We start from the raw sequence: 14,250 nt of genomic DNA, 5'->3' as shown, positions 1-14,250 counted from the left end.
GGGACCTGGGCGCCGACAAGGAGCGCCTGGCCCGGGACTATCTGCAGGGCCAGGGTCTGCGCCTCATGGCCAGCAACTACCGCTGCCGGCGCGGCGAAATCGACCTGGTGATGCGTGACGCCGCCACCCTGGTCTTCGTCGAGGTCCGCTTTCGCGCCTCGGAGCGCTTTGGCGGCGCCGCCGCCTCGATCGGGGTGGCGAAGCAAAGGCGACTGATCGCCGCCGCCAGCCATTTTCTGCAACGCCAAACCCTAGACCTCCCCTGCCGCTTCGATGTCATCGCTATCGGCGCCGGGGACCGTATCGACTGGATTCGGGATGCCTTCCATGCCTAACGCCCGATTTGCGCGACCCAGTACCGCCCCCCGCGGCCATCGGACCCTCGTCGCCTGCCTGGCCCTAAGCCTGGCCCTACCGCTCCTGCAGGGCTGCGCCGCCGCCCTGATCGGGGCAGGGGTGGGGGCGGCGGTGGGGGCCACGGTCGTGGTTCGGGACCGGCGCGACCCTGACACCCTCATGGATGACAAGGAAATCGAGTTCAAGAGCCGGGATTGGCCCGGCGCCCAGACCCGTTGCCAGGTCGCGGTCAACAGCTACAATCGGGTCGTGCTGCTCACGGGTCAGTGTAAGGACGAGGCCGGGGCGAAGGCTTATGCCGAGCGCGTCAGCAAGGTGCCCAAGGTCAGCCGGGTGATAGACGAGATCACCATCGGCCCCCTTGCCAGCATGAACCGCCAAGGCGAGGATACCCTCATCACCTCCCGGGCCAAGCTGGCCCTGGTTGATGTCGATATCAAGGGGTTTGACCCCACCCGGGTCACGGTGATTACCGAATCCGGCATCGTCTATCTCATGGGCCTGGTGACCCCCGAAGAGGCGGAGGCGGCGGTTGACAAGGTTCGCTACGTCCCCGGGGTTATCAAGGTTGTTAAGGTCTTTGAGATCACCAACCAGCCCCGATGACACCCTTTGACCCCCTGAGCGCCGGGATTATCCGGGAACTCAGGGCCATCGCCAGACCCGGTGCCCTCTTGCTGGACCCGGCGGAGCTATGGTCCTACGGCTATGACAACAGCCGCCGCCAGGCCATGCCCCAGGCCGTGGTCCTGGTCGAGGCCGCCAACCAGGTCGTGCCCTTGGTCCAACTCTGCAACCGGGAACGGCTGCCCCTGGTTGCGCGGGGACGCGGCACCGGCACCACCGGCGCCACGGTGCCAGACCGGGGCGGCCTGGTTCTCTCCTTCGAACGCCTGGACCGCATCCCCCTCATCGATCCCGACAACCGCCTGGCGATCGTCGAGCCGGGCGTCACCAATCAGGCCCTTCAACAGGCGGCGGCCGCCTACGGTTTCTTCTGGCCACCGGACCCCACCAGCGCCGCCACCTGCACCCTGGGCGGCAACCTGGCCTGTAACGCGGCCGGCCCCCGGGCCGTCAAGTACGGCACCCCGCGCGAAAACACCCTAGGACTGACGGCGGTCACCGGCGCCGGCGACTTCATCCGCACGGGGGTGCGGACCACCAAGGGCGTGGTCGGCTATGACCTAACCCGGCTCATCATCGGCTCCGAGGGCACCTTGGCCCTCATCACCCAGGCCACCCTCAAGCTCACCCCCCTGGCGGAGGCCCGGCGCACCCTGCGCGCCAGTTACGCCGACATTCATGCCGCCGCCGCTGCCGTCTCCGCCATCATGGCCCAGCCCGTCACCCCCTGCGCCCTGGAATTCATGGACGGCTCCGCCCTCGCCATGGCCCGCCATGTCGGCGACCTGGGCCTGCCGGAGGGGACAGGCGCCCTGCTGATGATCGAGGTGGACGGCCCGGCCCATGGCATCGATCAGGCCGCCGCCGCGGTCGCCCAGGCCGCCAGCCTACCGGGGTTACTGGAACTGCGCACCGCCGCCGATGCCGCGGAGGTCGCCGCCCTCTGGAAAACTCGCACCGCCCTGTCCCCGGCCCTGCGCCAGATCGCGCCCAAGAAGATCAACGAGGACGTGGTGGTGCCCGTCTCGCGGCTGGGGACCTTCATCGAGGGCGTCGATCGGCTGGGGCGGGAGCACGCCATCCGCATCGTCAACTTCGGTCACGCCGGCAACGGCAATATCCACGTCAACCTGCTGGTGAATCCCGACGACCCGGAGGAGATGGCCCGCGCCGACGCCTGCCTCGACGCCGTTTTCAGCCTCGTCATCAAGTTGGAGGGCACCCTGTCCGGCGAGCATGGGGTGGGCCTGGCCAAGCGCGATTATATTCACCGGGAATTGGACCCCGTCGTGCTACGCCTCATGCACGGCATCAAACGCCAGTTCGATCCGAACGGCATCCTCAATCCCGGCAAGACCCTGCCGCCCCTGGCGTAGTAGGGCAGGACCCCTCTTTCGCCACCCATATTCTGGACATCAGAGGGGACGAAGCGCATGACGGTTTATGGGTCAATGCTGACTGCGTTGGGCCGGCCCCCCCCGAAATCACCCAGGTTGACCGGCCTGCTGTTATTGCTCGCCCTGCTGGCCTGGCCCTGGCCGACCCTGGCGAACCCGGTCACGACGGAGCACGTCACCGCGCGCCTGGTAGCGGAGCGGACCCCAGTCGCGCCCGGCCAGACAGTCGATCTCGCCCTGGTCTTCGAGATTCAGCCCGGCTGGCACACCTACTGGCGCAACCCCGGTGACTCGGGCGATCCGCCGCGCCTCGCCTGGACCCTACCCGAGGGCGTCACCGTCGGGCCGCCGCGCTGGCCGCGTCCCGAGGTCATCCCGGTCGGCCCCCTGGCCAACTATGGCTATGCGGGCCGGGCCCTGCTGCTCCTCGCCCTGTCCGTGCCCAAGGACTGGCCGGTGGGCGAACCGCTGCGCCTTCACGCCCAGGCCGACTGGCTGGTCTGCGCGGAGCACTGCGTCCCGGAGTCCGGCTCTTTTGAACTGACTATTCCGACGGCGGCCGCGATGGGTCCCGTCAATCCCGACGAGGCCGAGTCATTCGCCGCCGCCCGCGCCGGCTTGCCTCGGGGCCAGATCGAGGGGGCCTTGCTGAGCCTGGAGGGGGAGCGGCTCCGCCTCGTCATCCCCACGGCGGGGTTGCCCTTTGCTCCGACCACGGCCAGGTTTTTCGCCGGCTCCTGGGGCCTGATCGAGCATGCCGCCGCGCAACCCTGGCGGCTGGACGCGGGCCTGCTGCGGCTGGACCTGACCCCCGGCACCCTGGCGGACCAGGCCCCCGCCGAGGGCCTGCTGGTCGTTACGGATGAGCGGGGCCAGGTGCAGGCCTACGAAATCACGGCGGTCAGAGCACAACCAGCGATCTCGACCAGCCCGGAGGCGGCCATCGGGCTGCCTCTCGCCCTGGCCTTCGCCCTGCTCGGGGGCCTGGTCCTGAATCTGATGCCCTGCGTCTTCCCCATCCTGGCGATGAAGGCCCTGAGCCTGGTCAAGGGCCTGGCGGAGTCAGGGCCAGCGGCGGCGCGGCAACGCGTCCGGCAGGGGCTTGCCTATACCGCCGGGGTGCTGCTCTTCTTCGCCGCCCTGGCGGGGCTCTTGCTGGCCCTGCGCGCGGGCGGCGCGGCCATCGGCTGGGGTTTCCAGCTCCAGTACCCGCCCTTCGTCGCCCTCATGGCCTCGGTCTTTTTCGTCATCGGCCTGAGCCTCGCCGGGGCGGTGAACCTGGGTGCCGGGCTCATGGTGCTGGGGAGTGGCGATAGCCGGCGCGGCAATCTGGGGGCCTTTGGGACCGGCGCCCTGGCGGCCCTGGTCGCGGCACCCTGCACCGCCCCCTTCATGGGCGCGGCCCTGGGCTATGCCGTCACCCTGAGCTGGCCCCTGGCCCTGGCGATCATGCTCACCCTGGGGCTGGGCCTGGCCCTCCCCTTCCTGCTGCTGTCACTGCTCCCCGGCCTGGCGCGGCGGCTGCCGAAACCGGGACCCTGGATGGCGACCCTGAAGGAGATACTGGCCTTTCCCATGTTCGGGGCGGCGGCCTGGTTGGTGTGGGTTCTGAGTGTCCAGACCGGAGCCGACGGGGTCGCCCTGGTCCTGGCGGGCCTGATCCTGCTGGCCTTTGGGCTCTGGCTGCGTGAGCGGACCCGGTTGCTGAGTCCCGGCCGGCGGCGCTGGGGCGCAATCGCGAGCCTGGCGGCACTGGTGGGCACCCTCTCTCTCGCCATCGCGACCGACCGCCTGGCGGCCCCGACCGGCGGCGCGGGCGCGGCCAATGCCTCACCCCTCCCCAGCGAGCCCTATTCGCCAGAACGACTCGCCCAGGCCCGCGCGGAGCGACGCCCCGTCTTCGTCAACATGACCGCCGCCTGGTGCATCACCTGTTTGGTCAACGAGCGCCTGGCCCTGAGCACCGCCGAGGTGGCGCAAGCCTTCTCGGCGGCCTTCATCCTCTACCTCAAGGGCGACTGGACCAACCGGGACCCGTCGATCACCGCCTATCTCGCGGAACATGGCCGTAACGGGGTGCCCCTCTATGTTTTCTATCCCCCGGGGGGAGAGCCCAGGATTTTGCCGCAGATACTGACTCCGGCCGTTGTCCTGGACGGAGTCAGAGACGGTGGTGTTCAGGGATCAAAGTAGGATTCATGGATGACCTCAATAGCAATCACGGGCGCGGAACAGACTCTAAATGGGCCTTGATCATAAATCCGCCTAAGACCGTTCAGTTGATGTGGGTTAATACGCACAACAGCATGTTCTACAAGGGATCTATACCTTCCCGGGTTGAACGAGGTGGGCGGAATTGTGATCAAGGCCGTGGAGGTCATCAGGGGCTTTGAATTGCAGCATGGCTTTTCTCCAGGCATAAAAAAACCCGCCGAAGCGGGTTATGATGGGGTGGGGGTGTATTTATAAAGAATCTTTCTAAGGATTCTTTAGGGGATAGTTAAATTATGGGTTCAGGTGAACAGGAAGGCCATGGCGGGCATTGGATAAAATAAAAAACGGGCACCGAAGTACCCGTTTCCATAGTCAGCCTATAGGTTCCTCAAAATACATCAATCCATGCTCAAGAAGGCCCTGGCAATGAATGCCGCCATTTGCTCGCGGGTTACTTCATTACCAGGACAGTAGTTGCCATTGCCACAACCCTGAGTAACCCCAAGTTCGACAAGGCGCTTGATATGTCCGCAGGACCAAGAAGCGGCTGATACATCGTTAAAGGGCGCGACCCCATTGCAGTAATTGGCCGCTGGGTTGCCCTCTAGCGCCCGGACGATAAACACCGCCATCTGCTCGCGGGTGACGAGGCCCTGGGGGCAATAGTTACCCCCGCCGCACCCGCCGGTGATGTTCAGTTCACCCATGCGTTTGATGTGCGGGCAGGACCAGGCACTGGGTGAAACATCACTGAAAGAGGAGGAGCCACCGCAGTAGTTGGCGGCAGGTTCACCCTCGGCAGCCCGCACCAGGAAGGCGGCCATCTGCTCGCGGGTGACGAGGCCTTGGGGGCAATAATTACCATTGCCACAACCACCCGTGATGCTCGCATCGCGAATGGCGTTGATGTATCCGGCCGCCCAACTATTTGGTTTGATATCAAAAAAGCTTCCATCATCAGGAGGCACGCCACCCTCGTAGGCTCCAATATCAATTGATTGGCCAATAACACGGGGGCCTCCGCTAATATCAACATCAAGTATTCCAGGCGCGAACAAAGAACCGGCATTAATCATGGATGAATATGTATATAGGCGAAAATCATTATTTTGGGCGTTAAAGAAATATGGATCGACATTAATATAATTACTACCATCCAGAAAGATGGGCAGGTCGGAATCGAGAACAAGATTATTATTTTTTATTGCTATAGACTTGAGATCAAGGATGAAGTCTCCATTGATGTCCGTGCGAACGTACAAACCATTTTCAGCATCTCCAGTATTGTCCCAGATAATATTATTATAAACGCTTAAATCGCCATATCCCTCAATATATAATCCGGCGCCGCCAGAGCCGAGATTCCCATAAACCGTGTTATTTATCACGGAAATGTTACGTCCGGACAAGCTTGCCCCGCCATGTGGTTGTAAACCCAGTTCATGGTTAGCAGAATTTTTTGCTATAATGTTATTTGAAAAATCCGAATTTTCACCAGAAATACTTACACCTCCTGCACCCTGGCCTGCTATATTACCACGAACAACATTATTGCTGAATTTTACGGCACCCATAATGTAGGCACCTCCACCAAAACCAAAGCTGATATTATTTGCTTCAATTATATTATTTTCTATCCAACTCGGGCCGCTAGAATAGAAACCTCCTCCATAAAAGCTCCCTCCAACATTATTTTTAATAGTATTAAACCGAATTTCTATTGTTTCGCCTTCCACCAGAAAACCACCGCCATTATTATCTGGACATATATTATTTTCTACTAAATTGTAGCTTATGTTAACGTGTCTTGCATTTATGAAGGCTCCACCCCCTTTGTCCCAAAATCCAACTACAGAATTTCCATCTATGATGTTGCTGTAAAGTTTGAGATCACCACCAGTAACAGTATAAAGCCCAGCACCATTTCCATTCCGCCGACCATTACGCATTGTTATACCTTCAACAATATGGTTAGCAGCCGTGGCGGCCGTGGATATTGCGAAAACAGTATTTTTTAAATTGCCGTCTAAGATGGTGTTAGTGGGGTCTAATGTCCGACTTATGCAACCAGCAAGGTAACCACCCAGTACAGATAATGCATTACTTTGGGTGCTTGTATAAACAAAGTTTCCTACATAGGTACCCTGGACAATCCGGACCTCGTCGTCCTGGGCATTGGTTGCAGCAGTTGTCAGGGCTGTTTGTAAGGCCGATGAATCAGTAACACAAAAAACCGTAGCTCCGACGGGATGAAGGTATAGAAATAATAGACCCGCTATTAACCTAAATCTTCCAAAAAAAGTAGTATTCATTGATTTCTCCCAGAGCATCAAGTGCAGTCCTAATAAATGGGGGTGGTGCCCAGATCGGCAGGATAGGGTTTTCTAACATGCTGATTTATATGTACAAGCCTCATCATCATCCTACTAATTAGGGCACTACCAAGGTAAGATTCAATTCGATGTGCGGGTCTTGCAAATGAATTGCGCTATTGATGTCAGGTGTTATCTTATCATAGGATATCCTTATTCATTCCCATTGCTAAATTTATCCTATCTGCTCCTATCTCGGTGAATTATTATTAAGAGCTTCCAAAAGGCTACTCCAACTATAATTCTGGCCATATATGAAGGCCCCGATTATTACAACTATAACCAAAATTAACCCATAGTACCCGAATTTTTTCCATATCCACCCTAACAAATTGAACGGGAGTAATATAACCCAAAAGGGAAGCCAAAAAATCATATATACACCAGCAGCAATTGCTTGTGCGCTTTTTTCTACATGGCCGTCGCTACTTCTATCCTGTATGGAATTATTAATTAAATTTCGTAGAGTGGTCTCTATTTGCGAAGCAATTCCAATTGTTAGGAACAAAATAGTAGTTATCGCAAGCGATAGAAATAGAACAACTACTTCTATTAATTGGGCAACGAATGGAAATTTCCATTCTATTTGATTGAGTAGCCTTAGAAGATTTTTTATAGATGATAGAAAAGGGTTGATTGCCCTATTTGGCGAAGGGGTTGTTTCTTCAGGATTCATTTCTTTATTACTCGTTTGATTTTGGTCGGGCTCCTCCTTGTCAGCAGGAACATCTATTATGTCTGAGTTTTTATTATTATTTTCCTGTTCGTTTTGTAATTCAGTATCTTTTTTTTCATCTGGCGCGAGACAATCTTCCGTTAAAATAATATCATCATGTGCTGAATCATCAATTTCATTCGCTTTTCTGTTTTCATCTAGCTCTATAACTTTTTCCTCTTTTGGCTGTGGTAGGGGATTAACTTGTGAACTGGAGTCAATATCAGGAAGTTCACCTCCATTGGTATTCGGTTGTTGCTTTGGCTTGTCTTGTGGCGCGGCATTTTCTTTATCGCTTTTATTGGATTCATTGGCGGCTTGAATGCCGGCGATGAACCCGATTATTGCTCCAATTGCCCACCCGCTACGTCCGAAGATCGACCCAATAAGTCCGCAGATGAAGGCTCCGAGCAGTCCATATAGTACATGTCTCCAGGGTATCGCAACGATGAGAAGTACCGTAACGATGAGAAGTACAATGACTATAAACGTCTCCATCAAATATACCTGGCTGTCCTTTCGCTATCTTTATTTAATCTCAGTCGCGAAACATGTTCTAGGTTTGCCTAGGACAAGTGTTCTAGGTGTCAGGCTGGACCTTGGCAGTTGCACGCTAGCCTTAGGTATCCAGCCCGGCCTTCACCCCCTAAAGGTCCATCAAAGCCCGATAGACATTGACGTATCCCTAAGGCCCATCGCGTCTCCCGTGCCAAATCCGTAGCCTAGACCCCCCTTGTCCCGCCGTCTACACATCAAATGCGTCCATTTGCGGCAATTTACGACATATTTGTCGATTCCTGATATTATTCAGATACATAAAAAATTGACCCTTTTCACCTCCCACCAAAATAGTTGATCTAGGTCAACCTGGGTGCCATGTCCCGCGATCCTTCCCCACCGGTGTCCCCTGCCATTTGTAAAGCTGATTGCTATAGCCTACTGAATTTTAAAGGGATACCAGAACCTAAACTGACTTCCCAGTCCACCCACACCCTTCCCACCATGAGCTTGCGCGAGGACCTGGATTTCGGCCCGGTCCCAGGCTTGATGACATGAGCATAATCAAGGTTGCCCACAGGCATCTTCGGACCTGCCCAGAGCCCCATTTTGTCCTCCAGGTCCTTGATCCGGGAAAGGCAGAATCGGTTAAAGGGTGATGTTTGGGTCTACGGGTGCTTTGAATTACAGTATAGCTTCATGTCTCCGGGCATAAAAAAACCCGCCGAAGCAGGTTATGAGGGGATAGGGGTGTCTAAAAGATTTTGATTCTAGTGATCTTTTAGGGTGAAATTAGATAAATGCATGAGTGTTGAAAGAAGATGAAGGTGTGTTTAGGGTTAGGGTTGAATTAACACAAAAAAAACAGAAGTGAGCCTGGCTTAATGATGTGTGATTTCCTAATCTTTTTCATATACTGGGGTTATGTTGCGGCCAACAAGTAAAGAGGGTTAGATTTCTCTTCTCGGAGAGTCTTAATATACTCATATCCATCAATTTCCTTCTCGATGAGAGTGTCCAATAAAAATGGTTTGGTAAGTGCAGCATCCGTTGCATCTCTAACTCCTTGTACTAAGATAGTCATTTCAGCCTGGATTTTTTTCAGTTTGAAAGATGAACCTTCTAGCCATCTTTCTTCTACTGGAAGCATGTTAGTTGCGATGCGGTTTGGCACTAACGGGTCGAAAAGTGACCGATACTGAGAACCAAAATCTTGGGCCACCTTTTTAGCCGCTGGAAGTTCACGTGCAAGCATAAGACATTCTAGGCGTCCGGCATTGCATAAGGTATACGAGCGAGTTAGTGATAAAAACAAGTCAGGGTCAAAATTCTCCTTACCCAGCATGTAAGTGACTTCACCCCGGAAGTACCCACTTTCAATACCTAACTGCGATGAAACGGTAAGAAGTTCGCGATCCGGATTTTTTAAGCAAAGAGCCTGCCCTGCCATCTCAAATAGTGTCTGGACTTGGTAGTAGTGATGACGCAATACACTCTGAGAAAGATCAGAAAAATGTTGTTCAATCCTTGCGCTCATTTCGGCAATTTGTCTTTCTATTATCTTCAGTCTCTTATTGATCATAGAAAAGCCGATTACGCTAACCCCTATCCCAGCAAGTGCAACACCAAGGTTAGCATATTGCAATACCTGAAGTCCTTCAACCAAAGTTTTAAGTTGGGCAAGTTGATAATTAGCAAAACCCGAGGTTGCTAAGTCAAGACCGCCGAGCGCCATGAAGGGAGTGCTGCTGATGCCTTGCAGAAGGTTTTGAGCAACTCCGGTTTCTTGAACGTGGGCAAGTATCTGACCTGTTGAAGTATCTTTGAGCAGTGTACCTATCCGAGTAATGCTCCCATCGGCCAGACCGGCGGCGAATTCCAAGGGTATTTTGAAGGGTATAGAATCAATCACGCCGGAATCTCCTCCAGGATTGCATTGGTAACTTTTTCAAGATGTGCATGTATGCGCTGGCACAAAGAATTAATTTCTTCGTTACCTAAAACCTGTTGTCTAATACTGTTCCGGATATTTTTTTTGATACTATTATGTACATTTTCTTTTAAATTTGCCCATTTAGTTCCAGATATAACAAGGAAGGTGCCACCAACCGCAATCCCAGCAATTACGACAGGCCAACTAATGACAGTTGCGCCAAGCCACCCGGCTATACCGCCTGCGGAAACTACAGACCAAGAGGCAAATGTTGGTATAGCGACTAAGGCTCCTGCACACGCGAGGGTTGCTGTGGTTACTTCTGTTCCATACGAAGAAGATCCATCATAAGCTTGACGTGATGAATCATGCGAAAACTGGAGACTTTTGTCAGTCGCTATTTTCCGTAGATCTGCTTCTGCGCCCTCAACTATTTCCCGAATTTCACGTTCCGCCCAAGCAGTGTAAATAGGCTGGAAATGTAATTTACTATATTCAGCTCCATATAGAAAAATATCCTTGTATTCCATTTTAACAATTTCTGAATCCAAAGCAGAAAAAAGAACCATCAACTCGCGCGCTAGCTTATTATGGGTTTTTTCAAATTGCCGATCTCGCCAATTAAGTATTTCTGTGCGTAACTGTACGCTTTCGAGTAGTAACATGCTTATACACCAATGAATCAGGGGGATGAGGGGTTAGCAGACCTTATTTTGCAAAGGGGGGGAGTATCTTATAACTTTATTAAGGTCACTGGTGTCTGATTGGTGGTGCCCAGACCAGCAGGGCAATGCTTTCTAACATGCTGATTAATATCTATAAATATCGCCATCGCCCTACGGATTGGGGCACTGCCCAAACGTTTACCTCAACTTTTGGTCCCCAGCAAAAAGCCCACCGTTTTTCTCAGTGGACTTGTAAGTGCCAGCCTATTCATCGGCCTAGGTCTTGGTCAATTAAGGACCATTGATATAATTCGATAGTCCCCAGCACCTGGTGCTTACACTAGGGGCAAGCTACTAAACCCAGAGTGAGGTTAATGTAGTAGGGCTCCGTGTCAATTTTTTCCATGCCAATGGCCTTGGCTGTTAGCGCTTTTGTTTGTCGGTTGATTGACCAATTGCTTATCTCTCCCCAGTAATTGGAGGGATCGGCCCCGCTGTGTGTCGATGTCCCGAGCAATTTGGTTGCAGTAACGACAGCACTGCCAAATATCGGATTGATCAAACCGGTTGACTCGACCATCTTACCTGCAAATTGGTAGTAGCCGGTACCCACTGCGATAAACCGAACGCGAATGAGGGATTTTGATGGTGTATGCCGCCAGCACGTATCGCTGCTGGTCAATGGCAACCAAGGACCATTCCATTCACAGAGATAGGGACGGGTAATATCATTAGGGATATCATTCCATTTCCCGGTAGATAATATTTCCAATGATTCCTCATTGTCCGCGTTGTTTGGTTCTCCGTAATTCCAGTTTGTATAACTCCAAGTTTCTCCGGTAATCCAGGTCCAAGTACCCTCTATTGCTGCATCCGTACCACCTATCAATATTTGATTCCCCGTAGATAGAGTTTCTTGAATCCAGTCATTTTCTGACTGGCTGGTGATTGTCGCAAGGTAAGCACCTAAGTTGGCGCAAGAAGTCTTAGCATTATTCCAGTTTTCTTCTGCATCGATGCGTTGATAGAAATGGCCACCACTAGGATTTACTAACTTTGCAGAATCGGACCAAGCCGTGCTGGAGAAGCCCAACATCGTGATGATCGCTGCTATTGCTACTCGTTTTTTTGACATATCATTCACCTCAGCATTGAAAACCAGATGCCAGCCAGTGGCAAATGATATTTGTGTACCCAAGATGTCCCACCTTCACATCCCGGTTCAGGCCGATTCCCTGGCAACGTTCTATGTCTTTAAGCGCGAGGCCAAGAAGTAAGTCCCATCGCGGTTCCCGAGCCCGATCCATAGCCTAGACCCCCCTTGTCCCGCCGTCTACGAACCAAATACGACCAAATCACTAACAATTACGACATTTAGGGCGTTAATCTAATATAAATCAATAACTTGAAATCCTGAAAAATCTTGCCAACCCACCAAAATAGTTGATCTAGGTCACCCTGGGTGCCATGTCCCGCGATCCTGCACCCGCCCCGTGGCCCCTTGCTCCTTTTAGTACCTATTACCGATACTTGGAGGGTCGGCTGCTATAGATCACTGAATCTTAATAGTATTTTAGAACCACATCTGCTCCTGTTAGCGGTCCTACCTATACCAGCCCCCTCGATACCTGTATTGCCTTCCATAACGTCATCCTTATTACATCCCAGATCCAGGCCGATTCCCTGGTAACAGAGTCTCTCGGGGCCGCCGCCGAGCTACCTAGCACCCCTGGCAGTCAAATCGCTGGGTTGAGCTACCCACCGCCCCACTATAATCCCGGGTTTACACCATCCCACCGCAGAGGAGATACCCCATGAACTTTCTGAAGACGACCCTCTTGGGGGCCCTGGCTTTGGCGGCCACCCTCGGACTGGCCCAGGCGGCACCCAAGATCGGCTACCCGGCACCCGCTTTCAATGCCGTGGACACGGCCGGCAAGACCTGGAGCCTGCCCGAATTGAAGGGGAAAAGGGTGATCCTGGAGTGGACTAACGATCAGTGCCCCTATGTCATCAAGCACTATGGTGCGGGCAACATGCAGGCCCTGCAGAAGGAGGCGACCAGCGCCGGCTACATCTGGCTCTCGGTCATTTCCTCGGCCCCCGGCAAGCAGGGCCATGTCAGCGCCGCCGAAGCGGACGCCCTGACCACGAGCCGTGGGGCTGCCCCAACCGCCGTGGTGCTCGACAGCCAGGGAGTCCTGGGGCGGGCCTATGAGGCGAAAACGACTCCGCACCTCTTCATCATTGATGAAGCCGGCACCCTGGCCTATCGGGGTGGCATGGATGACAAGCCCACCACGGACCCGGCGGATATCGCGGGCGCCAATAATTATGTGCGGATGGCCATGGCCGAGTTGGCTGCTGGCAAACCGATCGCCAATCCGGTGACGCGGCCTTATGGCTGTTCGGTAAAGTTCTGACCGTCAGGTTGTTGTCGGTTTATCCAGGCAAAAAAAAGCCCAGCTAGCGCTGGGCTTAAAGCTCTTCTCAATGATTGAGAGAGACGAGGAGGACCTGTTTTCTCCGCGAGCGACGAACGCTGCCGCGGAAATCGCCAGGCCACGTCAATGGCGGCCTGGTCGGAAATAGGGGGACCTTCCTGGGGAAGGCCCGGAAGGCATCGCCGGTCATCGCATCGACGTCCAGCGGCGCCTATCTAGCAGGTACCCGGGCCGATTACGGCTGGCCCAGGACCCTGCGCGGTCTCTTAATGCATAAAGAGGCCGCCGTTGACCGGGATATTGGCCCCGGTGATGTGTAGGCCGCATCGTCCGACGTCAGGAAGGCGATGGCGGCGGCGATCTCCGCCGGTTGGGCCATGCGGCGCATCGGAATGCCGGAGATGATGCTCTCGCGGACGTCGTCACGCATGGCCAGGGTCATGGCGGTCTCGACGTAACCGGGAGAAACGGTATTAACCGTCACGTTCCGGGCCGCGCCTTCCTGGGCCAAGGCCATGGTGAAGCCATGCATGCCCGCCTTGGCGGCGGAATAGTTGGCTTGACCAAACTGGCCGCGCTGGCCGTTGACGGAGGAGATGTTGATGATGCGACCAAAGCCGCGCTCCAGCATCCCCTCCCAAACCTGGCGGGTGACGTTGAACACCGAGTTCAGGTTGACGTTGATCACCGCCTCCCACTGAGCCTGCTCCATGCGCTTGAAGGTCTTGTCGCGCGTGATGCCGGCACAGTTTACCAACACGTCCACGGTTCCCATGCTCTCCAGGACCCCGGCCACCAGCCGTTGGGTATCCTCGAAGGAGGAAACGTCTCCTACCGCCAGGGTAACGTCCAGGCCTTCCGCCTGCCGCGCCACTAGCCAGGCCTCCGCCTGCTCTTGCTCCGAGGGATGGTAGTTGGCTACCACCCGATGACCCTCCTTAGCCAGACGCTGGCAGATGGAAGTACCGATACCGCCGATACCACCGGTTACCAGGGCCACGCGTGTTGGTTGCGCCATATTATTCAAC

Annotated in this window: 10 protein-coding genes and 1 pseudogene; 5 read left to right on the top strand and 6 right to left on the bottom strand. The window is 54.8% G+C overall.

Features of this window, described 5'->3' with window-relative positions; translation table 11 throughout:
* The first annotated feature begins 5 nt into the window (after nt 1-5).
* From IPN92_12795 to IPN92_12780, 4 genes are all read left to right on the top strand, one after another.
* Complete coding sequence (locus IPN92_12795) at nt 6-335, top strand: YraN family protein (protein MBK8639098.1); 330 nt, start codon at nt 6-8, stop codon at nt 333-335.
* Complete coding sequence (locus IPN92_12790; GenBank protein ID MBK8639097.1) at nt 328-963, top strand: BON domain-containing protein; 636 nt, start codon at nt 328-330, stop codon at nt 961-963. The genes IPN92_12795 and IPN92_12790 overlap by 8 nt, the downstream gene beginning before the upstream one ends.
* Entirely contained in the window at nt 960-2,360 is a 1,401-nt protein-coding gene (locus tag IPN92_12785) for an FAD-binding protein (GenBank protein MBK8639096.1), read from the top strand. The genes IPN92_12790 and IPN92_12785 overlap by 4 nt, the downstream gene beginning before the upstream one ends.
* 75 nt (nt 2,361-2,435) lie before the next feature.
* Nucleotides 2,436-4,574, top strand: coding sequence for a thioredoxin family protein (locus IPN92_12780; GenBank protein MBK8639095.1), 2,139 nt, complete (start codon nt 2,436-2,438; stop codon nt 4,572-4,574).
* A 419-nt stretch (nt 4,575-4,993) separates the two neighbouring features.
* Here the strand turns inward: IPN92_12780 and IPN92_12775 are convergent, their stop codons facing one another.
* The 5 genes from IPN92_12775 to IPN92_12755 form a co-directional block, all read right to left on the bottom strand.
* Entirely contained in the window at nt 4,994-6,907 is a 1,914-nt protein-coding gene (locus IPN92_12775; GenBank protein ID MBK8639094.1) for an S-layer homology domain-containing protein, read from the bottom strand.
* Between the two features lie 250 nt (nt 6,908-7,157).
* Complete coding sequence (locus IPN92_12770; GenBank protein ID MBK8639093.1) at nt 7,158-8,180, bottom strand: hypothetical protein; 1,023 nt, start codon at nt 8,178-8,180, stop codon at nt 7,158-7,160.
* Nucleotides 8,181-9,102: 922 nt separating this feature from the next.
* Nucleotides 9,103-10,092 (bottom strand): hypothetical protein, encoded by a 990-nt coding sequence (locus IPN92_12765; protein ID MBK8639092.1) that lies wholly within the window; start codon nt 10,090-10,092, stop codon nt 9,103-9,105.
* Nucleotides 10,089-10,778, bottom strand: a complete 690-nt coding sequence (locus IPN92_12760) for a hypothetical protein (GenBank protein ID MBK8639091.1) — start codon at nt 10,776-10,778, stop codon at nt 10,089-10,091. The genes IPN92_12765 and IPN92_12760 overlap by 4 nt, the downstream gene beginning before the upstream one ends.
* Nucleotides 10,779-11,118: 340 nt before the next feature.
* Entirely contained in the window at nt 11,119-11,976 is an 858-nt protein-coding gene (locus IPN92_12755; protein MBK8639090.1) for a hypothetical protein, read from the bottom strand.
* A gap of 616 nt (nt 11,977-12,592) precedes the next feature.
* On the opposite strand from IPN92_12755, the gene IPN92_12750 reads away from it, so the two are divergent.
* Nucleotides 12,593-13,201 (top strand): redoxin domain-containing protein, encoded by a 609-nt coding sequence (locus IPN92_12750; protein MBK8639089.1) that lies wholly within the window; start codon nt 12,593-12,595, stop codon nt 13,199-13,201.
* Between the two features lie 287 nt (nt 13,202-13,488).
* On the opposite strand, the pseudogene phbB reads toward IPN92_12750, so the two are convergent.
* A pseudogene (phbB, locus tag IPN92_12745) lies at nt 13,489-14,240 on the bottom strand (acetoacetyl-CoA reductase).
* Between the last annotated feature and the right edge of the window lie 10 nt (nt 14,241-14,250).

The organism is Chromatiaceae bacterium, assembly GCA_016714645.1.
Taxonomy (GTDB): Bacteria; Pseudomonadota; Gammaproteobacteria; order Chromatiales; family Chromatiaceae; genus M0108.
The sequence above is the reverse complement of the archived record's forward strand: the minus strand, read 5'-3'. Positions and strand labels throughout refer to the sequence as shown.

Excerpts from the sequence above, each read along its gene's own strand:
- IPN92_12790 (MBK8639097.1), top strand. The coding sequence starts at position 328 with ATGCCTAACGCCCGATTTGCGCGACCCAGTACCGCCCCCCGCGGCCAT.
- IPN92_12760 (MBK8639091.1), bottom strand. The coding sequence starts at position 10,778 with ATGTTACTACTCGAAAGCGTACAGTTACGCACAGAAATACTTAATTGG.
- IPN92_12785 (MBK8639096.1), top strand. The coding sequence starts at position 960 with ATGACACCCTTTGACCCCCTGAGCGCCGGGATTATCCGGGAACTCAGG.
- IPN92_12775 (MBK8639094.1), bottom strand. The coding sequence starts at position 6,907 with ATGAATACTACTTTTTTTGGAAGATTTAGGTTAATAGCGGGTCTATTA.
- IPN92_12780 (MBK8639095.1), top strand. The coding sequence starts at position 2,436 with ATGCTGACTGCGTTGGGCCGGCCCCCCCCGAAATCACCCAGGTTGACC.
- IPN92_12750 (MBK8639089.1), top strand. The coding sequence starts at position 12,593 with ATGAACTTTCTGAAGACGACCCTCTTGGGGGCCCTGGCTTTGGCGGCC.
- IPN92_12770 (MBK8639093.1), bottom strand. The coding sequence starts at position 8,180 with ATGGAGACGTTTATAGTCATTGTACTTCTCATCGTTACGGTACTTCTC.